Below are 22,687 nucleotides of genomic sequence, written 5' to 3' on the forward strand. Positions count from 1 at the left end.
TCCGTACTACCGGGAGGCGTCCTTTCGGCGGATGGCCATCAGGGTCGCGCCACCGGCGATGAGCAGGACCAGAGCCAGGCCGCCGATCAGGGGTGTCAGTTCGGAGCTGCCGGTCTCGGCGAGGTTGGGGTTCGGGGTGGGGGTGATGACGGTCGTGGGGGCCGGCTGGCCGAGGGTGTGGGTGGCGTCGGCCAGTGCGGCGCTCTGGGTGCGGCAGTCGAGGACGCTGTTGAAGCGCTGTTCGAAGCCGGCCGGGCCGCGGATGGTGAAGTCGTACGCCCTGTCCTCCGGGAGCGGGACGGTCACCGTCCGGGACTCGCCGGGCGCGATCGTGTACTCGGTGTCCAGCAGCTCGAAGGTGAAGGGCTCGTCGCCCTCGTTGACCGCGGTGAGGTCCAGGGCGCCCTCGGCGCAGTTCTTCCTCGCCGACAGGGCGGGTATCGCGCCCTGGTCGGCCCAGGTGGCGGTCGCCGTCGCGGCGACCGTCGACTCGCTGGAGCCGGCCAGGATCTGGGTCTGGCTGCGGCTCTCCGAGGCGAAGGCGCGGCCGACCGGCACGGTGGTGGAGGCCTGGACCGTCAGCTCGGCGGTGCCGGCCGCCGCGTCCTTCGGCACGTCGAAGAAGATCTGGGCGCCGTCGGTGACGGAGGTGACGGGCTCGCCCTTCTTGTCGACGATCCGCACCCCGTCCGCCGTTGCGCCCACCGGTGGGGTGACCGTCGCGCCGCCCGCGTTGGTGCGCACCGTCACCGGGCCGAGCCGTTCACCGGGCCGGCCCGAGACCGCGGGCGGGTCCAGGGTGAGGGACGCCGTGGGCTCCGTGAGTCCGCGGGCGTTCTTCTCCAGGTAGTCGGCGAGCCGCTCGGCCTGGGGGTCGACGGCCTCGACATCCGTGTGGTCCGAGTGGCGCCAGATGGCCACCTGGGTCCCGGCCGCCGCGTCCTGTTCGGTGAGCCCGCCGCGGACGCCGGCCTTCTTCGCCAGTGCGGCGAGGTCGTTGACCTGGGGGTAGGAGTTCTGCAGGATCCAGCGGATGCGGCCGGCGTCCTTGTTGGTGCCCAGGGACGTGCCGCTCCAGGGCGTCTCGTGGTACTTGGCGTCCTTCTGCGTCGGGTTCTGGATGTCGACGCAGTACGTCTGCAGCATGCCGCCGCCCTCGACGGACATCTCGAAGAGGCCGGCCGACACCTCCTGGTCGCCGTCGTCCCCGTGGATGACCGCGGCGCCGTAGGTCTTGAGGCCGCCTATGGTGGCCGTCGCCCCGCCCTGTCCCTGTCCCGCCTCCTGGGCGGCGGCCGGAGCGGCGCCGGTCGCCACTCCTGCCGCGGCGAGCGCGGACACCAGCGCCGCGGCGGCGAGACGCGCCGCCCCTCGCCCGGGCAGAGACAGTGCGGTGAACGAAGAAAACACCAAATTCCCCTTCGAGCAGGACCCGTTGACGTGGGGGGCACGGTCCCACCAGCAGAATCAGCAGCCCCACAGGGCTCGTTCGGCATCCTAAGGACGTAACGCACCGCGCCTGCCGGGGATGTTCGCCCACACGATGATCCGAATCGGAATCGTTATCCCCGACAGGGCCTGCGAGCAGGGCTTATCGACAAATCCACCCGGCTTTGCCTGGGATGTACTCGCCGATAGGCCGCGCTTCGGTCAGTTCCGGTGGAAGCCCGGCATCATGCCACCGCGGCGGGTTCCGGCTGCTGTTCGGCGGACGGAGCGGCCGACTCCGCGGCCGGTGTCTCCCAGTTGGGTTCCGGCTGCGGTGGGGAGGCTGCCGTCTCCGCCCGGCCGGTGCGCCGGAACGCGGCCGTGCCGCGTGCCAGGTCGTGGCCGATCGCCACCGCGTCGATGTCCGCCGAGGTCCAGTTCTGCCCCTCGCGCACGTCCGTGCGGACCTTCAGCCGGCCCTGGACGACGACCGGGTCGCCCACCGTCAGCGACGCCGAGGCGTTGGAGGCGAGTTGCCGGTTGGCCCACACCGTGAAGAAGTTGGTGTGGCCGTCCGTCCACGCGCTCTTCTCCCGGTCCCAGTAGCGCGCGGTGACCGCCAGCCGGAACCGTGCGGAAGCGCCGTTCGGCAGGTCCCGGAACACCGGTTGCGTCGCCACGTTGCCCACGGCGCAGATCATCGTCTCGTTCATCGCGAGTCCTCCCTTCCGCACGGGCACGTCCCGTGCGGCTGCGTCCGGCGCGGCGGCGTCGCTTTCCCCGTACACCGCCGCACCCGGGCCGACCGCGTCCGTCGCGATCGCCACGAGGCCAGACTGCATCCGTCCGGGCCGGTCCCGCCGAGGGCTGTGGACCGCCTCCGGACCTGTGGAGAACTCCGTCACTCCCGCGAGTGAGCACCTCTCACGGGCACGTCACATCGTGGGGTCATCCGCCCCCGTGGACCCAACCGCCCCACCGGCCCCACCGGCCCCACCGGCCCCACCGGCCCCACCGGCCCCACCGGCCCCACCGGCCCCACCGGCCCCACCGGCCCCACCGGCCCCACCGGCCCCACCGGCCCAGCCTCACCTGGCCACGGCCCCCACCCCGGTGACCCGCCCGTACTGCTCACGCACTTCCCGGTACCGCAGCAGTTCCGCCGCCAGCGGATCCAGTACCCGGGCCCGGCCGCACCCCGCGGCCGCCTCCCGCAGCAGGCGTTCCGCCTCGTGGCCGTAGCGCCGTGCGGGTCCGCGGGCCGCGATGCGGCAGCTCCACTCGATGAGGGGGCCGCCGACGATGCCGGCCAGCATCAGCAGCACCGGCACACCGAGGTTCGGCGACACGAAGCCGATGATCTGGGCCAGCAGCCACAGCCCTCCCACGACCTGCAGCAACGTCATGGAGGCCTGGGCCAGCACGGCCACCGGCCACCAGCCCGGCCGCGGCGGACGCCCGGGCATCCCCGTGCGCACCGCCAGTTCGTCGAGGGCCTCGGGCAGGCCCTGGGCACCGCGGACGGCGGCCTCGCGCATCGCCTGCGCCCACGGCGCCGGAAGCCCGGCCGACGCCCGGTCGGACACGGTGCGCACCGCCTGTTCCACGCGTTGACGGGCGGTGGCCTCCTCGTCCGCCTGGGTACGCGACGGGAGCCGGCCCGTGGTGGGTTCGCGCCGGTCGTGGTACCAGCGCCACAGCCGCAGCCAGGGTGTGCCGCACGCGCGGTTGGCGTTGCGCAGCCAGGCGCGCTCGGCCGCCTCACCCGCGGCCGTGGCACCCACGGCGTCCGCGAGCCGGTCGGCGAACTCCTCCCGGGCCTCCTCGCTGAGCCCGGTCCGCCGGCCGGTGACGTACACGGGGCGCAGGCGCCGGGCGGCGGCGTCCACGTCGGCGGCGATGCGGCGCGCCGGGGCCTGCCGTTCGGCGACGAACTGCCCGAGTTCCTCCCGCAGTTCGCCGATACCCTCCCCGGTGAGCGCGGACAGGGCGAGCACGGTGGCGCCGGGCTCGCCGTGTTCGCCGAGCGCGATGCCGTCCTCGTCGAGCAGCCGCCGCAGGTCGTCGAGGACCTGTTCGGCGGCCTCCCCGGGCAGCCGGTCGACCTGGTTGAGCACGACGAAGGTGACCTCGGCGTGGCCCGCCATCGGCCGCAGATAGCGCTCGTGGAGCATGGCGTCGGCGTACTTCTCCGGGTCGACGACCCAGATGACCGCGTCGACGAGCGTCAGGATGCGGTCCACCTGCTCGCGGTGCTGCACGGCCGCCGAGTCGTGGTCGGGCAGGTCGATCAGGACGAGCCCGCGCAGCGGCGATTCGGCGTCCGGGTGCTGCAACGGGCGGCGGCGCAGCCGGCCGGGGATGCCGAGGCGGTCCAGGAGGCTGGCCGCGCCGTCGCTCCAGCTGCACGCGATGGGGGCCGCGGTGGTCGGCCGGCGCACTCCCGTCTCGGAGATGGGCACCCCGGCGAGCGTGTTGAACAACTGCGACTTGCCGCTGCCGGTCGCGCCCGCGATGGCGACGACGGTGTGCTGCCCGGAGAGCCTGCGCCGCGCGGCGGCCTCGTCGAGGACCTTGCCCGCCTCCGCGAGCGTCCCGCTGTCCAGCCGGGTACGGGAGAGACCCACCAGCTCGCGCAGGGCGTCGAGCCGCGACCTGAGCTGCCCGTCGTAGGCCAGTGGCATCAGGGCGGCGGCGGAGCCGGAGGGCCTGCTCGGCGTGACGGTGTACTGCTCCGCCGTGCTGTTCTCGTCCACCCGCCGTGCGATCAGCCCGTCGCCCCAGGCACCGTCGCCGTCCCCGGAACGGGACGAGCCGCCGGCCGCACGCTCCGAGCCCTCGGCTCGCTCGCCGCCGGCCGCCCCTGTCCCGCGTTCGCGGTTCTCCGCACGCCCGCGTTCCTTCCTACGGCCCTGATCGGCCGCTCGGTCCCGGTCGGCCGTACCTGCTGCGCGTTCTGCGCGTTCCCTGCTCCTGCCCGTACGGGCGTCCCCACCCCTCGCAGGCTCCTCCCGGTCCCGGTCCCGGTCCTGGTCGCGGTCCTGGGCCCGGATGCGGTCCTGGTCCCGGTTGCGGTCTCGGTCTCGGTTGCGGTCCTGATCCCGGTTGCGGTCACCTTCCCGGTTACGGTCCCTCTCCCCGTCCGTACGGCGGAACTCCCCGCCGTCCTTCACGCGCGCGAGGAGGCTGCGTGCGCGGTCGCCCCCGCGTTCGAGCGGACGCGCCCTTCGTCCTGCGTCCCCGGCGGCGTCCGCCCGCGGGCCGTCCTCGGCGGACCGTCCGGGGTCCCGGCCGTCACCGGCCGGAGCGCCCGCCCGGTCCATCCGGCCCGACCGACCTGACTGACCCGTTCGGCCTGCCTGACCGGACCGTTCCGCCTGACCGGACCGTTCCGCCCGACCGGACCGTTCCGCCTGATCGGACCTCTCTGCCTGGCCAGACCCTTCTGCCCCACCTGGCCGAACCGGCTGACCCGCCCGACCCGTCTGACCAACCTCGCCCGGCTGACCCGTCTGAGCCGGCTGACCCGCCTGAGCCGGTCGGTCCGCCTTGCCCGGTTGGTCCGCCTCGCCCGGTCGGTTCACCTTGCCCGGCCGGTCCACTTCACCCGGCCGGTCCACTTCACCCGGCCGGTCCACCTCGCCCGGTCCGGCCGCCTGAGCCGGTCGGTCCGCCTCCTCCGTCGTGTCGTGGGTGTGCTCGGTGGGGTCCTGGTCAGTGACGGCGGTCACCGGTCACCTCTCCTTCTGCAGTACGGACAGCGCGGCGATGAGTTCGGCCTGGGGTTCGGGGTGGACCTCCATCCCGTCGAGCGGTGCCAGCCGGCGTTCGCGCTCGACGTGCACGACCCGGTCCACGCAGTCGTCGAGCAGGCGTCCGCCCCGGTCCCGCAGCCGCAGCGCCCCGTGGGCGCCGATGCGTTCGGCGAGCCCCTCCCCCGCGCTGCGCGCCCGGCGCCCGCCGAGCAGCACGGTGGCGACCAGGGCGGTGACCACACCGGGGTCCGGCGCCAGACTCCGGTCGAGGCGGCGCACCTCCTCCTCGGCGTACTCCTCCAGCTCCCGACGCCACCGCCGCACCGCCATCCCGATGCGGTGCTCGGCGCTCTCCGGCGTGGGGTCGTGGCCCGTGAGTTCCGGGGCGGTGGCCGCGGGTTCGCCCCGCCATGCCGCGTCGACCCGTTCGTCGGCGGCGGTCACGGCACACAGCAGCAGGGCGCTCAGGCTCTCCACCAGCGAGTCGAGGAGTTCCTCGGAGGAGCAGTCGAGGGGGAAGGCACGCCACCGTTTGAGCGCGTCCCCGGCGAGTACGGCGCCCGCCTGCAACCGCCCCCGCACGCGCGCGTGCTCGCCGTCGTAGGCACCGTCGACGGCAGCGGTGAGCCGCAGCGCGGCGGAGTACTGTGCGGCGGCCGCACCGGCCAGTTCGGGCATCCGGGACTTGAGCGAGTCCAGGATGCCGTGCGCGGTACGGGCCATGGCGTTGTGCCGGGCGTCGAGGTCCTGCGCCCGGTGGACGAGCCAGGCCCGCAGCGGGGCCACCGCGCTGGCGGGCAGCAGCCCTCCGCCCCAGGCCGACTCGGGCAGCTCGGGGACGGTGAAGCGGGGAACCTCGCCGAGCCCGGCCTTGGCCAGCAGCGCCCCGTACTGCCGTGACACCTCGGACACCACCTGGTGGGGCACCCGGTCGAGCACGGTGACCAGGGTGGCGTCGTACTCCTTGGCGGTGCGCAGCAGATGCCAGGGCACGGCGTCGGCGTAGCGGGCGGCCGTGGTGACCATCACCCAGATGTCGGCCGCGCAGATCAGCTCGGCCGCCAGGACGCGGTTGTCGGCGACGAGGGAGTCGATGTCGGGCGCGTCGAGGAGGGCGACGCCGGGCGGCAGGCTGTCGGCGGTCTCCACACGCAGTACGCGCGCGGGGCTCTCCCCCGGCAGCAGCAGGTCGTCGTCCGGTTCCCGGTGGGGCACCCACACGCGCGTGAGGTCCGGCAGCACCCGCATGCCGCTGAACCAGTGGTGGTCCTCCGGATGGCACACGAGCACCGGCGTCCGGGTGGTCGGCCGCAGCACACCCGCCTCACTGACCCGCCGGCCCACCAGGGAGTTCACCAGTGTGGACTTCCCGGCGCCGGTGGAGCCGCCCACCACGGCCAGCAGGGGCGCTTCGGGATCTTTCAACCGGGGCACCAGGTAGTCGTCGAGCTGTGCGAGGAGTTCGTCACGGTTGGCACGCGCGCGTGGAGCCCCCGCCAGGGGCAGCGGGAAGCGTGCGGCCGCGACACGGTCGCGCAGGGCGGAGAGTGCGTCGAGCAGCTGAGGCCGTACGTCCAAGGTCACCACATGTGAAGAATGCCCAATTTTAGGGGAATTCTGAAGCATATGGGCATGATGAGTATGTCCGCGCGCCGATCGGACACTCCGGACGGAAGGGATTACCGGGGCGCAAGGACAGTCCAGGCATAACGAGTGCACAACACCCGATGCGTGAGACGCCAAAAGCGATGCACGATTCGCACCTGCCTGCGATTATCAGGACCGCTTCACCGAACCTCCACATCGAGCCACGGAGGCGGAGCAGCAGGGACACGGAGCCGGGAGCCCTATCCTTGTCCCCGGCAACGTCACGGAACAGCCCACACCCGGGCACCGAGAACGAGGCCACCACACCAGGCCCCCGTAGCTCAGTGGATAGAGCAGGCGCCTTCTAAGCGCTTGGCCGCAGGTTCGAGTCCTGCCGGGGGCGCCACTGCCCGTTGGGCGGGAGGGACGGGACGACGTGCGACTGCGCTGCGCGGTGCTCGACGACTTCCAGCGAGTGGCGACCGAGATCGCCGACTGGTCGCCCGTCGAGGGCGACGTGGACGTCGTGTCCTTCGACACCCATCACGCCGACGAGGAGACCCTCGCCGCGGCCCTCGCCGACGTCGACATCGTGGTCACCCTGCGGGAACGCGTGCCGTTTCCCGGGTCACTGATCACCCGACTGCCCCGGCTGAAACTGATCATCGCCTCCGGCATGCGCAACAGCGTCATCGACTACGCCGCCGCCGAGGCGCACGGCGTCACCGTGTGCGGTACGGCCTCCTCGTCGACGCCACCCGTCGAACTGACCTGGACCCTGCTGCTGGGCCTGGCCCGCGGCATCGTCCAGGAGAGCAACGCGCTGCGGGAGGGCGGCCCCTGGCAGCAGACGGTGGGAGCCGACCTGCACGGCCGCCGGCTCGGCCTGCTGGGCCTCGGGAAGATCGGCGGCCGGGTGGCGCAGGTCGGGCTCGCCTTCGGCATGCGGGTGAGTGGCTGGAGCCAGAACCTCACCCGGGAGCGCGCCGACGAGGTCGGTGTCGAACTCGCCCCCTCCAAGGAGGACCTGCTCCGCACCGCCGACTTCGTCTCCGTCCACCTGGCGCTCGGCGACCGCACCCGCGGCCTGCTAGGCGCCGCCGAGCTGGCCCTGCTCAGCCGACCGCCTACCTGGTCAACACCTCGCGCGCGGCGATCGTCGACCAGGACGCCCTGCTCGCCGCGCTGCACGAGGGGCGGATCGCCGGCGCGGGCGTCGACGTCTTCGACACCGAGCCGCTGCCCGCCGGACACCCGATGCGCACCGCCCCGCGCCTGCTGGCGACCCCGCACCTCGGCTACGTCTCGCAGACCAACTACGCCACGTACTACGGCCAGGCGGTCGAGGCGATCCAGGCCTACCTCGCGGGGTCCCCCGTACGGCGGCTGCCCGCGCCCCGCGCGTCGGACGCTCAGACGGCTCCCGCCCGGCCGGATGGCGCCGGACGCCAGTAGGTCCCGCCGCTCCGGCACAGATGGCCCAGGTCCACCAGGTGGCGCCGGAGCGTCACATGGTCGACGCCGCCCTCGTCGCACCAGGCGCGCAGCTTCGCGTCGACCGTGCGCTCCGGGTACTCGGCGCCGGGCACGAAGGTCCGCTCGGCGATGTGTCGCAGCACCACCTTCTTGCGCGTCCAGCGCGCGGGCAGGCGTACCAGCCGTCCGTCCTTGACGAAGGTCCGCACGATCAGGCCGGCCCGGTCGTCCTCGGCCCCGGGGGTGCCGTCGGGCGGCGCCGTGGACCGGCCCTCGCGGGCCAGTTCCCTGAAAAGATCGCGGCGTTCGGATCGGTCGTCAACCATGCCGGGAGGCTGGTGGACGGCCCGGCTCCGGGTGGAGCGGTTTTCCCGCCCGCCGGCACCGGCGCGCCCCCTTCCGCAGCCCCCTGTTCAAAAAGGGTGATCCTCACATTCCCCCCGTGACTCCTCTCCGACCTGGTGCGTTGAACCGGCCGTGCGGTGGCACGTCCCGCTGCCGTGCTCCCCGAGTCAGAAGGAGAACGTGATGTCTCGCATCGCGAAGGCCGCCGGCGTCGTACTCGGCGCCGGTGCGGTCGTGCTCAGCGGCACCGGCCTTGCCATGGCGGACGCGGGCGCCGAGGCCGCGGCCATCGGTTCGCCCGGTGTCCTGTCCGGCAACGTCGTCCAGATCCCGGTGAACGTGCCGGTCAACGTCTGCGGCAACACGATCAACGTGATCGGTCTGCTGAACCCGGCCTTCGGCAACGCCTGCGAAAACGGCGACGACGACAAGAAGAAGGACGAGAGCGACAAGCACGGCGACGACGGCAAGAACAGCGGCTACGGCAGCTGACCCCTGCGGTCACCGAGGAGCCCCGGCCACCATCGGCCGGGGCTCCTCCCGTTCCCCCGGTTCCGTCCCTCCGGCGTCCTCAGGCGCGCTCAGGCGTACCGGTAGATCCGGCTGTGGTCCTCCAGCTCGTCCGGCGTCACGTCCCAGGGCGGCAGCTTCTCGTGCCGCGCGACGATCCTTCCGTGCTGTGCGCTGCCCCGGCCGGGCGGTTCGGCGGGCAGGTAGCGGGCCCCGCGGTGCCGGGCCTGCCAGCGGGACCACAGGAGGTCCACGAAGGCGTGGTGCAGCCAGAACACCGGGTCGTTGACGGAGGCGCCGCCGACCATGGCCCCGCCGACCCAGCGGTGCACACGGTTGTGGTTGCGCCAGGAGACGCTGCCGCGGCCGGTCCCCCACCCCTCCAGCTTGTTGCGGAACCCCTTGCGGGACGTGGAGTCCCAGGGCGTGGTGTCGTACACCGGGTCGTCGAGGGCCCACTCCAGGTCGCTCTTCGTGGGCAGCCCCAGGGGATCGGCGGCCCGTCCGAGGTCCCGGGTGAGGTACTCGGTGTCGGTGACGTTCTCCTTGAGGGTCCAGTTGCCCTCGGCATGGGCGAACGGCCCGGTGGTCACCCGGTGGTCGGAGCGCCGCCCGGTGCCGCCGAGCAGATCGGCGGTCCAGGGGGCGGAGGAGGTGGTGCGGTCCTTCGTCCAGTCCCAGTAGGGCACGGTGACCGACGGGTCGACCCGGCGCAGCGCCTCCTCCAGGTCCAGCAGGAACCGGCGGTGCCAGGGCAGGAAGGACGGCGCCATGTGCGCCGTACGGAGACCGTCCTCGCCGTCGGAGACGTAGTACTCGATGTGGGTGCGCACGAACTCGTCGTACTCACCACGCCGTTTGATCTCCAGCAGCGCCTTGACGAACCGTCGCTTCTCGGTGCGGGTGAGGGTGCTGACGTCCTTACGCGTGTACGCCATGGTGCCCCCCGGAGTGCTCCTGGCCGGCGGCCGGGGTGTCGCGCAGGTGCTCGCCGGGACCGAGTTCGTCCACGGCCCCGCGCGCCGCGGCGAGGGGGGTGGGGTACGAGCGGTAGTGGTCGATCATGCTGAGCCAGCTGCCGTCGGCCCGGCGCATCAGATGCAGGGGCCGGCCGTCCACGGTGACGTGCCAGGAACCGGCGCCGACGGCGCGCCCCGCGGCGGACCGGATGCCGCGGATGCGGCGGCCGCGGTAGGTCTCGTCGAACGAGGCGCTGCCGGACGGCTCCTCGGCGCGCGGCTCGGGGCGCGCGGGCTGCCCGCCCGCGCCGGTGGCGGCGGCCCGGGAGGGCCGGGAGGCGACGACCAGGGGCGCCAGGCCCACGGCGAGCGCCGGGGCGAGCAGCCCCCGCATCATCTGCCGCCGTGTGCCGTGCGCCGGTCGGCCTCTCGCCGGGCCCTCCGCCTCCCGCTCCGTGCCGCTCGGTGTTCCGCCCAGATTGACGACCATGGCTCGCTCCTCGTCCGGTTCGGTGATCCGTACCGGTAACCGAGCGACGGGCCCCGCGGTCACCGCCCACGGGGCCACACGGGGCACCGGCCACCGCGACGGAGGGACCGGGAACGAGACCCGCGCGGGCCTACAGTCCGGGGCCGACGCCCAGGTCGGCCGCGGGCACCGTCTGCACCACCGGGGTGAGGACGCCCGCCTGGGGCAGCTGGGCGGCCGGCAGGCCGAAGCTCCCGCCGTCGGGCGCGCTGAGCGGGGCGTCCAGGGACAGACCCGGCGCCAGGGCCCGCAGCTCGGTGGCCGGGGCCTCGACGGCGGCGTGGTCGAACCCGTCCCCGAGGACCTGCGGCAGGGGCTGGCGCAGGTCGACCCCCGGCAGTCCGCTGCGCACCGGCAGCTGCGGAAGCGTCCGCTCCGGCAGCAGCCGGCCCTCGACGTACCGTGGCCCCTCGGGCGCGCCCGGTGTCAGCACGGGCAGTTCGCCGGCCACGTCGGGCAGTTCCATGCCGAGAGCCGTCTCGGCACCGCCCAGCGGTACGGGCACGGGGATCGCGCCGGCCGCTGCGGCGGGGGCCGCCGCTACGCCCACGGCGGCCGCCACACCGGTGACGACGGCGGCCAGGGTTCGTCTGGTGGTCGACTTCATGTCAGGCACGGTCCCTTTCATCAATGCGAGAAGGAAAGCGGAAGAACGCGGCGGGGGAATTCGGGTCAGCGGCCCAGCGGGAGACCGCCGAGCAGACCGCCCTTGGAGTTCAGCTGGGTGGTCGCGCCCTTCACGGTGTGCAGCACGGAGTCCTTGTTCTCGGTGTCCAGCGCTTCCGACTGGTGCTTGAGCGGCATCACGTCGATGGGTTCCGCGGTGAGCGCGTTCACGGCACCGTTGAGGCTGGTGGGCGTGAGGGCCTCGGCGTCGTAGGCGAACGCGGGCGCGGCGGAGCCGGCGGCGACCAGGGACCCGGCGACGAGGGCGGCGGCCTTGAGGGACTTCATCGTGATTCCTTTCTTCGGCGACCCGGCGACCAGGTGACCCGGGGCCACCGGAGGAAATGCTGACGCCGTGCCTAACGACCTGCGCCGGGCCCGGAAACCCCGCGGCCGGAAGACATATGAGATCTCCGGAGAATCGCCTCCGGGGCAGCCCCGGAAAAGGGAAAAGGCCGTTGCGCCACCCCGTGAGGGACGGCGCAACGGCCCGGAACGCCGTGGGGCGTCAGGCAGGGTCGGCCGGGAGCGGGTTCGCCGGTGCGGCGGCTTCCGGAGTGGCGGCTTCCGGGGCGCTCGGCAGGGCGGGCAGCCCGGCCAGGTCTGCGGCGGGCAGGCCGCTGCCCACCAGGGTGGCGGCGACGACGTTGACGACGCCGTTCACCACTTCCTGGACGGCCGGGGTCACCTGCTCGGCGGTACCGGAGGTGGCGGCCTGGACCAGGGCGTCGATCTGCTTCTGGAGAGCGGCGTGCGCGTCGGCGGCCAGGGCGTCCGCCGCCGCGGTCCCGTCGCTGTCCTGCGCCACCACGGGCGCCGGCAGCGTGACCGGCGTCTCGGCCTCCGGCGCGGTCACGGCCGGCGGCTGGGCCGGGGTGCTCGTGCCGGGCGTGGCGGTACCGGGCGTCGTCGTGCCCGGTGTGGTGGCCGTGTCGTCGGCGTCCGCGTCCGCCGCGTCGGCCTTGGCGAGGGCGTCCTTCACGGCGGCGGAGAGCTGGTCCGCGTCCGTGGCGGAGAGCCGGCCGTCGTCGGCCTTGAGGACGGCGCTGAGCAGATCGGTGACCGGCGTGAGCACGCCGCCCAGGCCGGCCAGGCTGCCGACCTGGTCCTGCAGTTCCTCCACGTCGGGGAGGGGTGCGCGGGACGCCGCGTGGGTGCGTTCCCGGACCGAGTCGCCATCGGCCGCCATCACCGCCGGCCCGGAGAGACCGATCAGGAGGCCGGCGGTGAGGGCGGTGGTGGCGATTCGCCGTGCGGGCAGACGCATGGGGGTTCCTTTCGGTGGGGCGTCGGATCTTGTGCCCACCGTGGAATCGCCCGTGGCGCTCTGCAACCGATCGACCACGCCGCGCACTCGCCCGCGGTTCCCGGGGCCGGCGTCCTACCTGGTGAGACGCCGTGTCAAGGCCCCGAGGCCGTGTCGACGCCCGCACCCCCCATTCGGGGGCGGCACACCGCCGTCCGTGCGGCAAGGCGAACCGGGCCACCCGTGCGGCAACGCGAACCGGCCGCCCGCTCGCGGAGGAACCGCGGTACGGACGGCCGGTGCAGAGGGTTCGAGCCGACGGTCAGTCGTTCTCGCACTCGTTGCCGAACGCCGGGTTCAGCAGGCCGATGACGTCGATGGTGTTGCCGCAGACGTTGACCGGGATGTGGACCGGGACCTGCAGAACGTTGCCCGACAGCACGCCCGGGGAGTGGGCGGCGGCGGCCTGCGCGCCGGCGTCGGCGGCGGCGACACCGGCGGTGCCCGCCACCGCGGCGGCGGCGACGGAGGTCAGGGCCAGGCCCTTCGCGATACGCGACATGGAGAGGTGCTCCTTGGGGTTGACACAAACATCCGGGCGGGTGCCCGGCGCAGTGTCAACGCGTGGCACGCACGTGAGTTGTGCCGCCGAAAGAGTGATGTCACCGGGGCCCGGCGTTCACGGATCCGACACACTTACCCGGTTTCACCGTATTAGTACGGATAGCGGCTAGAGTTCCGCACCATCTGACGCATCCCTGTTGCACCACTTGCGGGACTTCGGCCGAGGGCACTCTCCGAGAACTCCGAACGTGGCGGTGACCAGCCGGACTTCCGGCTCGTTTCCCCGTAGGACGCGGCGTGCGCCGGTGTACGCCGCGTCGCGGTCGGCGCCTGCGATGAGACGCGTTCCCGCCCGTCCCGAGCATTTTCCGTGAGCGAGGAAACGCGTATGCACCTGCCACCGACCGAGTCCCGGCCACGGGTTCTGCACATCACCCAGCCGGTCGAAGGCGGAGTCGCCCGTGTCGTGGCGGACCTGACGCGGGCTCAGCTCGCCGCCGGTCTGCGCGTCGCGGTCGCCTGTCCCGACGGGGACCTCGCGGACCGGCTCCGGTCGCTGGGCGCCGACGTGCGGCACTGGCCGGCGACGCGGTCGCCGGGTCCGGCCCTGTTCCCCGAGGTACGGCGGCTCGCCCGGGTGGTCCGGGAGGTCCGGCCCGACCTGGTGCACGCGCACAGCGCGAAGGCCGGTCTGGCGGGACGGCTCGCCGTACGCGGGCGGGTCCCGACCGTGTTCCACCCGCACGCCTGGTCGTTCGAGGCGGTCGACGGGGCCGCCGCGGCCCTGGCGCTCGGCTGGGAGCGGTGGGGGGCGCGGTGGGCGGCGCGGACGGTGTGCGTCAGTGAGGCGGAGCGGCTGCGGGGAGCGCGGGCCGGGGTGCGCGCCCGCTGGTCCGTGATCCCGAACGGCATCGACCTCGACCGCTTCGGTGCGGACGACGTGGCCGAGCAGGCGCCGCTGGTCGACGTGGGGACGGCCGGCCCGGACGCCCCGCTGGTGGTCGACGCGGGGACGGCCGGCCCGGACGCCCCGCTGGTGGTCTGCGTGGGGCGGCTGTGCCGGCAGAAGGGGCAGGACGTCCTGCTGTCCGCCTGGGAGTCGGTCCTCGCGCGCGTCCCCGGGGCCCGGCTGGTGCTGGTCGGCGACGGTCCGGACCGGGCACGGCTCACCGAGCGGGCCTCGGCGGGCCGGCCGGCCCCGCCCGGGCCGGGGGACGGCCACCCCGGGGAGAGCGGACCGGCCTCCGTGCTGTTCACGGGTGCCGTCGTGGACGCCGTCCCCTGGTACCGGGCCGCCGACCTGGTCGTCCTGCCGTCGCGCTGGGAGGGCATGGCGCTGGCCCCGCTGGAGGCGATGGCCTGTGGGCGGCCCGTGGTGGTGACCGACGTGGACGGTGCCCGGGAGAGCCTGCCGCCCGCCCTCGTGCCGCACTGCGTGGTGCCGCCCGAGAACCCGGCGGCGCTGGCCGATGCCGTCGCCCGGCTGTTGCTCGACGCTCCGCTGCGCACCTCGCTCGGCCGCCGGGGGCGCGCGCACGTGCGGTCCACGCACGACGTACGGCACACGGCCGCGGCGGTCGCGGCGCTCTACGACGGCCTCCTCGTCGCCGAGGGCGCGACGACCGGGCCGCTCACGGTCCACGGCGGCCGACCGCCGGCGCCCGCGCCGCACCACCCCGACAGCAGACCGAGCCCTCCGGCGCACCCTCGTGAGGGCAGCGGCCCGGCCCCCGCGGAACGTCCCGCCTCCGTCCCCCGGACGCCCGCCGAACCCCACCTCCCCGGCACCCGGCCGGCCCGCACGGAGCCCCACCTCCCCGGCACACCGGCCGAGCTTCACCCCCGGGGCACCCGGCCGGCACCCGCCGAATCCCGCCTCCGGGGCAGCCGGCCCGCATCCCCCGTGTCCGACCTCCCCGGCACCCGGCCGGCGCCCGCCGCGTCCTGCCTCCCCGGTGACGGGGCCGCAGCCGGGGGGCGGGCCGGCGCCGCGCCCATCGAGTACAGGGAGCCCACCCACCCGTGACCGCGGAACGCACCGTCCCCAACCCCGCCGGCCAGCCGCGCGACCTCGGCTCCTCCCCCGTGTCGGTGCTGCCGCGGCGCACCGGCGCGGCGGGCTTCCGGTTCCCCGCCGGGCGGCCCGCGCCGCGGTCCGGCTCCCCGCGTCGGCCGGACTCCCCGCTGCCGCTGCTCGTCGCGGACGGCGCGGCGGCCCTGCCGGGCTCGCTGGTCCTCACCGGCGCCCCGCACCAGCCGCTGCTCACGGCCCTCCTGGTGGCCGGGGCGCTGCTGCTGCGCCCGCACCCGCCCCGGCGCCTGCCGGGTGTACTGGACGACCTGCCCGCGCTGTGCGGCCGTATCGCGGTGGTCTGGCTGGCGCTGGCCGCGCTCGTCGCGGCGTACGCCCCGCCGCAGGCGCTGTCCGCCCGCACCCTGCTCCTCGGCTTCCTCCTGCACGCGGCGGCCGGCTGCGCGGGCCGGGGCGTCGTGCACCGGCGGCGCCGTACCGAGCTGCTGAACCGACCGCGCGCGGCCCTCGTCATGGGCCCCGCGGCCACCGCGCACCGCGTGGCCTCGGCGGTCCTGCGCCACCCGCGCTGCGGGGTGCGCCCGGTCGGGATCGTCGCCGACGACCCGGGCGGGGCCACGGCGCTGCCCGTACTGACCACGAGCGAGGAGGTGCGGCGTGCCGTCGTGCAGAACGGCGTGCGCGACGTGCTGACCGTGGACCCGTCCGTACGGGCCTCGCGGGGCCCCCTGCTGCGGGCGCTGGCCGAGTCGGGCTGCGCGGTGTGGGAGGTCGACCCGGACGTCCCCTCGCACGCGGGCCCGGACCGGCTCGCCGGCTTCCCCTGCCGACCTCTGGAGTCCGGCTCGCGGCGGCCCCGCAGCGCCGGCAAGCGGGTGCTGGACGTGACGGTCTCCGGGGCGCTGTTGCTGCTGCTGAGCCCGTTGCTGCTGACCTGCGCGGCGGTGCTGCGGATCATCAGCGGTCCGGGCGTCCTGTTCCGGCAGGAGCGCGTCGGCAAGGACGGCAGGCCGTTCACGCTGCTGAAGTTCCGCACCCACCGCCCGGCCGACGAGCACGAGTCGGCGACCCGGTGGAGCGTGGCGGACGAACGCCGGATGCCGTGGTTCTGCCGCTTCCTGCGCCGCACGTCCCTGGACGAGCTGCTCCAGCTGTGGAACGTCTTCCGGGGCGACATGAGCCTGGTCGGGCCGCGGCCCGAACGCCCGTACTTCGTGGCGCAGTTCAGCCAGGCCCACCCCGGTTACGCCGCCCGTCACCGGGTGCCGGCCGGGATCACGGGCCTGGCCCAGATCCACGGGCTGCGCGGTGACACCTCCATCGAGGACCGGGCCCGCTTCGACAACGCCTACATCGACGACTGGTCCCTGTGGCAGGACGTGTGCATCCTGCTGCGCACGGCCGTGGCACTCGTCCGCCCGACCGGAAGCTGAGCCGCGTGAGCAGTCCCGTCCCGCCCCCGTGGTCCGCCGCGCGCGCCTCGCGGCTGCCGCCCGTCCTCGCCGTGGTCGCCGTCGTCGCGCTGCTCGCCCTGCCGGTCGCCGCGGACGGCGGGGGCGGTGCGCATCCGGCCGACGCGGTCTCCGCGCTGGTGGTGCTGTACTGCGTCCTGCGCCTGGTACGGGACCGGCGGCGCCCCCTGTCCCGTGCGGCGGCCGTGGTGCTGGGCCTGCCGGTGCTGGGGCTGGCCTTCGCCGCCACGGGCGCGGTGTCGCCGGGGGCCGGGATCACCGGACTCGGCCGCTACCTCCAGGTCTTCGTCCTCGTCCCCGCCGCGGTACTGCTGCTGATCCGCGACCGGGGCGACGTACGGCTGCTCGCCCGGTCGATGGTGGGCCTGGGGCTGTGGCAGGGGGCGGTCGGTGTGCACCAGTACGCCACCGGGACCGGCGCCTCGTACCAGGGCGAGCAGATCCGGGCCGTGGGCACCTTCGGGCCGCAGGACGTCATGGGAATGGCGACCGTCGTCTCCCTGGGGCTGGTCTGCGCGGTCGGGCTGGCGCTGGGTCACGCGCCCGCCCGCCGGCGCGCCCTGGCGGCCGGGTGCGCACTGGCCCTGCTGCTGCCGCTCGCCCTGTCCTTCAGCCGCGGCGCGTGGATCGCCACGGCGGTGACCTGCGCGGCGCAGTTGCTGCTCTCCGGGGTGCGCAGGGCGCTGGCGGTGGGGGCGGCGGCGGTCGCGGCGGGCGTGGTGCTGGTGGGCGGGTTCGGGCTCGGTACGGCGATGCTCCAGGAGCGGGTCGGCAGCATCACGCAGGTCGCGGACGCCCCCGACCAGTCGGTGACCGACCGCTACACGATGTGGGAGGCGGCCGTCGGCATGTGGCGTGAGCGTCCGCTGACCGGCGTGGGCCTCAAGGGCTTCCCGGAGCACCGGGACGGACACGCCTCACTGGCGCTGTCCTCGGGCAGCGAGACGGACGGCGTCGGCGCCGGGTACCACAGGCAGCCGCTGCTGTCCCCGCACAACATGTACCTGCTGGTGCTGGCGGAGCAGGGGCTCATCGGGCTGCTCGCGCTCGCGGGGAGCTGGCTGGCGCTTCTCGTCCTGGGGTTGCGCCGGCTCCGTGCGGTACGGCGCACCCGGCGGACCGGGACGGACTGCAGGCTGGTCGCCTGCGGGCTGCTGGTGTGGCAGCTGACCGACTTCGCGTACGCCGACATCGGCGGGCCCTCGACCGTGCTGACGGCGGTGTGCTTCGGCCTGGCTGCCTGGTGGGCGCTCGGCCCCGGGGCGGGAACGGGGACGGAAGCGGAACCCGTGGCCGGGGCGGGGACCGAAGCGAAGCCCGTGGCCGGTACGGGAACGGAAGCGGAACCCGTGGCCGGTACGGGAACGCAAGCGAAGCCCATGGCCGGTACGAGAACGCAAGCGAAGCCCATGGCCGGTACGGAAGCGGGACCGGGAGTCGGGGCGGGAACCGGCGCGGAGCCCGGCACGGAGGAGGTGCCGGTCCGGTGAAGCCGACCCCGCTGCGCGCGGCCGACGGGGCGTCCGTCCCGTCGGCCAGGATCACCACGCCCGCGCCGGACGCGGCCCCCTCGGGCGCGGCGACGAGCGGGGCCTCGGCCGAGCCGACGCCGACACCGACACCGACGAAGGCACCGCCGAAGGCGCCGACGGACGCACCTGCACCTGCACCCACGCCTTCCTCAGCCCTCGCCCCCGCCCCCACCGCCGCCCCCACCCCCGAAGGGCGTTCCTCCGGAAGCTTCCTCGCCCGGGCCGCGCTGCTCACGGCCGTGCTGTCGGTGGCCGGGTCGGTGCTCGGGCTGGCCCGGGACCAGGCGCTGGCCCGGTTGTTCGGGGCCGGCAGCGAGACGGACGCCTTCCTGGTGGCGTGGACGGTCCCGGAGTTCGCGGCGACGCTGCTGATCGAGGACGGGCTGGCCTTCGCGCTGGTCCCGATGTTCAGCCTGGCGCTCGCCCACCGCGCGCAGGGCGCCCCCGGCGACCCGGTCCGCGCGCTGGTCGCCTCGACCCTGCCCCGGCTGGCCCTGGCCTTCGTCGCGGCCGGCACGCTGGTCGTCGTCACCGCGCCGCTGCTGGTCCGGGCCCTGGCACCGGGTCTGCCCGACCACGCCCTCGCCGTGGACTGCACCCGGCTCACCGCCACCTGCGTGCTCACCTTCGGTCTCGCCGGGTATTGCAGCGCGGCCCTGCGGGCGCACCGCCGGTTCCTGGCGCCGGCCGCGATCTACGTCGCCTACAACACCGGCATCATCACCTCGATGTTCCTGCTCGGCGGGCGCTGGGGGGTGCGCTCGGCGGCGGTCGGGGTCGCGGCGGGCGGCTTCCTGATGGTGGCGGTGCAGCTGCCGTCGCTGCTGCGCCGGCTGCGGCGCCGGGACGAGGCCGGCACGGCGCGGGCGACCGCGTCCGACCAGGCACGTCCCCTCGCCCTCGCCCTGTTCGCCACCGTCCTGCTCTTCGCCCTGTGCCGCCAGACCCAGGTCCTCATCGAGCGCTTCCTCGCCTCCGGGCTCCCGTCCGGGGCCATCTCGCACCTGAACTACGCGCAGAAGGTGGCCCAGATCCCGATGACGCTGTCGCTGATGCTGTGCACGGTCACCTTCCCGGTGGTGGCCCGGGCCCTGGCCGACGGCGACACCGAGCGGGCCCGCGACCGTGTCGAGCGGGACGTGGCGCTGGCGGCCTGCCTGGTGCTGCTGGGCGCGGCCACGGTCGTCGCCTGCGCGCCGCAGATGATCGAACTCCTCTTCCAGCGGGGCGCCTTCACGGCGGCCGACACGACGGTCACCGCGAACGTCATGCGCGTGTACGCCCTCGGGCTGCTCGGCCAGACCGTGGTGGGCGCGCTCGCCCGCTCCTACTTCTCCGCGGGCCGCGCCAGCTGGTACCCGCTGGGTGCCATGGCCGCCGGCATCGCCGCCACCGCCGCCATCGGCGCCTGTGCGGTGGGTCCGTGGGGCGTGACCGGCATCGCCGCCGCCAACGCCGCCGGCATCACCGTCACCGCCGTCCTGCTGCTCACCGGGATGGGCCCGCGCAGTGTCCCGGTCCGCGTCCGGCGCGTCTTCGGCGAGCTGGGCAGGTCGGCGCTGGCGGCGGCCGGGGCGACCCTCGCGGGCGCGGCGGTCGCGGCCGGGTTCGACGGGCCCGCCGTGTCCCTCGCCGCCGGTGCGGCGGCCGTCGGCGGGGTCTTCGTCGTCCTGGGCCTGGCCCTGGGCGTCCCGGGTGTCGCCCCCGCCCTCGCGTCCCTCGGTTCCCCCCGCCTCCGCAGCCTCCTCCGCCGCCTCCGCCTCCCTCCCGTCCCCCGCTCCGTCTCACGAAGGCTTCCGCATGGCCGCTTCAGCTTCCGCCTCCGTTCCCGCCTCCGTCGGTCCCGTCGGTTCCGTCGGCCCCGTTGACGCCGCCGCACGCGGCGGCGTCCGCACGCGCCTGCGCACCGTCCCCTGGGTGGCGATGTACCACTCCGTCGGCGACCGCTCGGCCGACCCGTACGGCATCACGGTCACACCCGATCGCCTGGACGCACAGCTCGGCTGGCTGCGGCGGCGCGGACTGCGCGGCGTGCCGGTCGCCGAGCTGCTGGCCGCCCGGGCCCGGGGCGGTGGCCGCGGGCTGGTCGGCCTGACCTTCGACGACGGGTACGCCGACTTCGTCGAGCACGCCCTGCCGTGCCTGCGCCGCTGGGGGTGCGGGGCCACCCTCTTCGTACTGCCGGGCCGGCTCGGCGGCGACAACGCCTGGGACCCGCTGGGTCCGCGCAAGCCGCTGCTGACCGCCGACGGCATCCGGCACGCCGCCGCGGAGGGCGTCGAGATCGGCTCGCACGGGCTCACCCACATCGACCTGACCGAGGCGGACGACGCCACGCTGAAGGCCGAGACCGCCGAGAGCAGAGCGCTGCTCTCTGATGTGATCAGCGCTCCGGTCACCGGTTTCTGCTACCCGTACGGCACGGTCGACGCCCGCGCCGCCGAGGCCGTACGGGCCGCCGGATACGCGTACGCCTGCGCCATCGACCCCGGCCCGCTGACCGGCCCGCACGCCCTGCCGCGGGTGCACGTCGGGCAGAGCGACGGGGCCGTACGGCTGCTGCTGAAGACCCGGCTGCACCGCCTGCGCCGCCGTTCCTGCGCGGAGGTCTGAGATGAAGGCACTGCACGTCATCACCGGCCTCGGGGTGGGCGGCGCCGAGCAGCAACTGCGGCTGCTGCTGCGCCACCTGCCCGTCGACTGCGACGTGGTGACGCTCACCAACCCGGGTCCGGTCGCCGAGGGGCTGCTGGCCGACGGCGTGCACGTCGTCCACCTCGGCATGGCCGGCAACCGGGACCTGGCCGCGCTGCCCCGACTGACCCGGCTCATCCGCCGCGGCGGCTACGACCTCGTGCACACCCACCTGTACCGCGCCTGCGTCTACGGCCGCCTCGCCGCGCGGCTGGCCGGCGTCCGGGCGATCGTGGCCACCGAACACTCCCTCGGCGACTCCCAGATGGAGGGCCGCCCGCTCACCCCGGGCGTCCGCGCCCTGTACCTGGCCGGCGAGCGGCTGGGCAGCGCCACGGTCGCCGTCTCCCCCACCGTCGCCGACCGGTTGCGGCGCTGGGGCGTACCCGCGCCCCGCATCGAGGTCGTCCCGAACGGCATCGACCTGGCCCGTTTCCGTTTCGACCCGGTCGCCCGCCTGCGCACCCGCCGCCGCCTCGGCCTGCCGGAGGGCGCGTACGTCGTCGGCGGGGTCGGCCGGCTGACGCCGGGCAAGCGGTTCGACGTGCTGGTCCGCGCCCTGGCCCGGCTCCCGGAGGACTGGTGGCTGCTGCTCGTCGGCGGTGGCCCGCAGGAGCACACCCTGCGCCGCACCGCCCACGAGGCCGGGGTCGCCGACCGCGTCCTGCTCACCGGCGAACGTCCCTACCTGCCCGACGGCTCCCCGGGCCCCGACCTGCCCTCGCTCGCCTCGGCCATGGACGTCCTCGCCTCGCCGTCGGCGGAGGAGGCCTTCGGCCTGGCGGCCGTGGAGGGGCTCGCGTCGGGGCTGCCGGTGGTGCACGCCTCCTGCCCGGCGATCGAGGACCTGCCCCCGGGCAGCGCGCCCTCGGCCCGGCACGTCACCGGCGGCGACGAGGAGTTCGCCCGCGCCCTCGCCGAGGTCCGCGCCGACGGCGGTCCGGGTCCCGGCCCGCGCACCGTGCCCGAGGCCGCCCGCCACTACTGCGTCACGCGCAGCGCCGCCCGCTTGATGGACGTGTACGCGGCCACCCTCACGCACCCGTTGTCCCCGGTACCCCAGGGAGTCAGTTCCGCATGACCGAGCCCCTCACCCAGACCCCGGCCGAATCCGGCGCCGCGTACGCGGAGAACACCGCGGACCGGGCGGACCGGCCCGCCCGCCCCCACCCCCGTACCGCGCTGGGTCCCGCCCTGCGCCGCGTCCGCGCCCTGCCCCCCTGGACCCCGCTCGCGGCCGGCGTCCTCGCCGGCGGTCTGCTCGGCGCCTCCTACGGCCTGGTCACCGCCCCGCGGTACACGGCGACCAGTTACGTCGTCGCCGTGCCCACCGACAAGTCCGACCCGGCGTCCGCGCTGGGCTTCGCGCAGGCCTACGGCCGGGTCGCCACGCAGCTCGCGGTGCTCGGGGACGCCCAGATGTGGGCGGACGTGCCGGTGGCCACGCTCCGGGAGAGCGTGCGCACGGCCACCTCGCCGGACGCGCCGGTGGTCTCGGTGGCGGCCACCTCCTCCCGCCCCGGCGAGGCCGCCGACATGGCCAACGCCGTCGCCGGCGCGCTGACCCGGCACGCGGACGCCGCCGCGGACGACACCCACGTGGAACTGCGCCAGTTCGCGCGCGCCACCGAGCCCACCGAGGCGTCCTCGGCGTCGTCCGGCGTGACCGCGCTGGTCGGCGCGAGCGCGGGGGGACTGCTGGGCGGGCTGGCTCTGCTGGTGCGGCCCCGGCGGTCCGCGCGGGGACCCGGTCGCGCGGGGGCGGCCGTGCCCGGCCCCGCCGCGGCGGCCGACGTCCGCGGCCGGCTGTGACGTACCAGGCGGCGGGCCCGGCCACGACCACCGTCTCGTCCCGGGCGCCGCTCACGCCGCCGCTCACGCCGTCGCCCGCC

At 75.0% G+C, this 22,687-nt stretch carries 17 protein-coding genes, 1 tRNA gene and 3 pseudogenes; 10 read left to right on the forward strand and 11 right to left on the reverse strand.

The window, feature by feature from the left end:
- Positions 1 to 6: 6 nt before the first annotated feature.
- The 4 genes from SAM23877_RS12815 to SAM23877_RS12830 all read right to left on the reverse strand — a co-directional run bounded on the left by SAM23877_RS12815 (position 7) and on the right by SAM23877_RS12830 (position 6,770).
- The gene (locus SAM23877_RS12815; protein ID WP_053131037.1) at positions 7 to 1,410 is read right to left on the reverse strand and encodes a Cys-Gln thioester bond-forming surface protein; all 1,404 of its coding nucleotides are present in this window, start codon (positions 1,408 to 1,410) and stop codon (positions 7 to 9) included.
- Between the two features lie 263 nt (positions 1,411 to 1,673).
- Complete coding sequence (locus SAM23877_RS12820; RefSeq protein ID WP_053142405.1) at positions 1,674 to 2,141, reverse strand: single-stranded DNA-binding protein; 468 nt, start codon at positions 2,139 to 2,141, stop codon at positions 1,674 to 1,676.
- A gap of 375 nt (positions 2,142 to 2,516) precedes the next feature.
- Positions 2,517 to 4,751: a GTPase gene (locus SAM23877_RS12825; protein ID WP_244902934.1), complete on the reverse strand. Its 2,235-nt coding sequence runs from the start codon at positions 4,749 to 4,751 to the stop codon at positions 2,517 to 2,519.
- Positions 4,752 to 5,162: 411 nt separating this feature from the next.
- A complete protein-coding gene (locus SAM23877_RS12830) occupies positions 5,163 to 6,770 on the reverse strand; it encodes a dynamin family protein (RefSeq protein WP_053131048.1) in 1,608 nt (535 codons plus the stop codon).
- 330 nt (positions 6,771 to 7,100) lie between these two features.
- Here SAM23877_RS12830 and SAM23877_RS12835 point away from each other — a divergent pair.
- Both SAM23877_RS12835 and SAM23877_RS12840 read left to right on the forward strand, forming a co-directional pair.
- Positions 7,101 to 7,176 (forward strand) — tRNA-Arg (locus SAM23877_RS12835).
- Between the two features lie 30 nt (positions 7,177 to 7,206).
- Positions 7,207 to 8,225: pseudogene (locus SAM23877_RS12840) on the forward strand (D-2-hydroxyacid dehydrogenase family protein).
- Here SAM23877_RS12840 and SAM23877_RS12845 read toward each other — a convergent pair.
- Positions 8,183 to 8,539, reverse strand: a pseudogene (locus SAM23877_RS12845) (DUF2087 domain-containing protein); the annotation flags it as partial. The pseudogenes SAM23877_RS12840 and SAM23877_RS12845 overlap by 43 nt on opposite strands.
- A 235-nt stretch (positions 8,540 to 8,774) precedes the next feature.
- On the opposite strand from SAM23877_RS12845, the gene SAM23877_RS12850 reads away from it, so the two are divergent.
- A complete protein-coding gene (locus tag SAM23877_RS12850; protein ID WP_053131061.1) occupies positions 8,775 to 9,083 on the forward strand; it encodes a chaplin in 309 nt (102 codons plus the stop codon).
- A gap of 89 nt (positions 9,084 to 9,172) precedes the next feature.
- Here SAM23877_RS12850 and SAM23877_RS12855 read toward each other — a convergent pair whose 3' ends face one another.
- The 6 genes from SAM23877_RS12855 to chpG form a co-directional block, all read right to left on the reverse strand.
- On the reverse strand, positions 9,173 to 10,039 hold the full coding sequence (locus SAM23877_RS12855; RefSeq protein WP_053131064.1) for a tyrosinase family protein: 867 nt from the start codon (positions 10,037 to 10,039) through the stop codon (positions 9,173 to 9,175).
- On the reverse strand, positions 10,023 to 10,550 hold the full coding sequence (locus tag SAM23877_RS12860; protein ID WP_053131067.1) for a tyrosinase family oxidase copper chaperone: 528 nt from the start codon (positions 10,548 to 10,550) through the stop codon (positions 10,023 to 10,025). The genes SAM23877_RS12855 and SAM23877_RS12860 overlap by 17 nt, the downstream gene beginning before the upstream one ends.
- A gap of 130 nt (positions 10,551 to 10,680) precedes the next feature.
- Positions 10,681 to 11,196 (reverse strand): hypothetical protein, encoded by a 516-nt coding sequence (locus SAM23877_RS12865; protein WP_053131070.1) that lies wholly within the window; start codon positions 11,194 to 11,196, stop codon positions 10,681 to 10,683.
- A gap of 65 nt (positions 11,197 to 11,261) precedes the next feature.
- On the reverse strand, positions 11,262 to 11,543 hold the full coding sequence (locus SAM23877_RS12870; protein ID WP_053131080.1) for a hypothetical protein: 282 nt from the start codon (positions 11,541 to 11,543) through the stop codon (positions 11,262 to 11,264).
- 220 nt (positions 11,544 to 11,763) lie between these two features.
- Positions 11,764 to 12,522 carry a hypothetical protein gene (locus tag SAM23877_RS12875; RefSeq protein ID WP_053131083.1) on the reverse strand — a complete coding sequence of 253 codons (759 nt, stop codon included), beginning with the start codon at positions 12,520 to 12,522 and terminating at the stop codon, positions 11,764 to 11,766.
- Between the two features lie 301 nt (positions 12,523 to 12,823).
- Positions 12,824 to 13,063, reverse strand: a complete 240-nt coding sequence (chpG, locus tag SAM23877_RS12880) for a chaplin ChpG (protein WP_053131086.1) — start codon at positions 13,061 to 13,063, stop codon at positions 12,824 to 12,826.
- A 390-nt stretch (positions 13,064 to 13,453) separates the two neighbouring features.
- Between chpG and SAM23877_RS12885 the strand changes: the two are divergent.
- The 7 genes and pseudogenes from SAM23877_RS12885 to SAM23877_RS12915 all read left to right on the forward strand — a co-directional run.
- A pseudogene (locus SAM23877_RS12885) lies at positions 13,454 to 14,683 on the forward strand (glycosyltransferase); the annotation flags it as partial.
- Between the two features lie 404 nt (positions 14,684 to 15,087).
- A complete protein-coding gene (locus tag SAM23877_RS12890) occupies positions 15,088 to 16,530 on the forward strand; it encodes an exopolysaccharide biosynthesis polyprenyl glycosylphosphotransferase (protein WP_053131090.1) in 1,443 nt (480 codons plus the stop codon).
- 5 nt (positions 16,531 to 16,535) lie between these two features.
- Positions 16,536 to 18,059, forward strand: a complete 1,524-nt coding sequence (locus SAM23877_RS12895) for an O-antigen ligase family protein (RefSeq protein ID WP_079030174.1) — start codon at positions 16,536 to 16,538, stop codon at positions 18,057 to 18,059.
- Entirely contained in the window at positions 18,056 to 19,969 is a 1,914-nt protein-coding gene (locus SAM23877_RS12900; protein ID WP_425314755.1) for a lipid II flippase MurJ, read from the forward strand. The genes SAM23877_RS12895 and SAM23877_RS12900 overlap by 4 nt, the downstream gene beginning before the upstream one ends.
- Positions 19,970 to 20,024: 55 nt before the next feature.
- Positions 20,025 to 20,714 carry a polysaccharide deacetylase family protein gene (locus SAM23877_RS12905; RefSeq protein WP_053142409.1) on the forward strand — a complete coding sequence of 230 codons (690 nt, stop codon included), beginning with the start codon at positions 20,025 to 20,027 and terminating at the stop codon, positions 20,712 to 20,714.
- Between the two features lies 1 nt (position 20,715).
- Complete coding sequence (locus SAM23877_RS12910; protein ID WP_053131094.1) at positions 20,716 to 21,876, forward strand: glycosyltransferase; 1,161 nt, start codon at positions 20,716 to 20,718, stop codon at positions 21,874 to 21,876.
- On the forward strand, positions 21,873 to 22,607 hold the full coding sequence (locus tag SAM23877_RS12915) for a YveK family protein (protein WP_079030175.1): 735 nt from the start codon (positions 21,873 to 21,875) through the stop codon (positions 22,605 to 22,607). The genes SAM23877_RS12910 and SAM23877_RS12915 overlap by 4 nt, the downstream gene beginning before the upstream one ends.
- Positions 22,608 to 22,687 lie beyond the last annotated feature (80 nt).

Origin of the sequence: Streptomyces ambofaciens ATCC 23877, assembly GCF_001267885.1 — a bacterium.
GTDB classification, from domain to species: domain Bacteria; phylum Actinomycetota; class Actinomycetes; order Streptomycetales; family Streptomycetaceae; genus Streptomyces; species Streptomyces ambofaciens.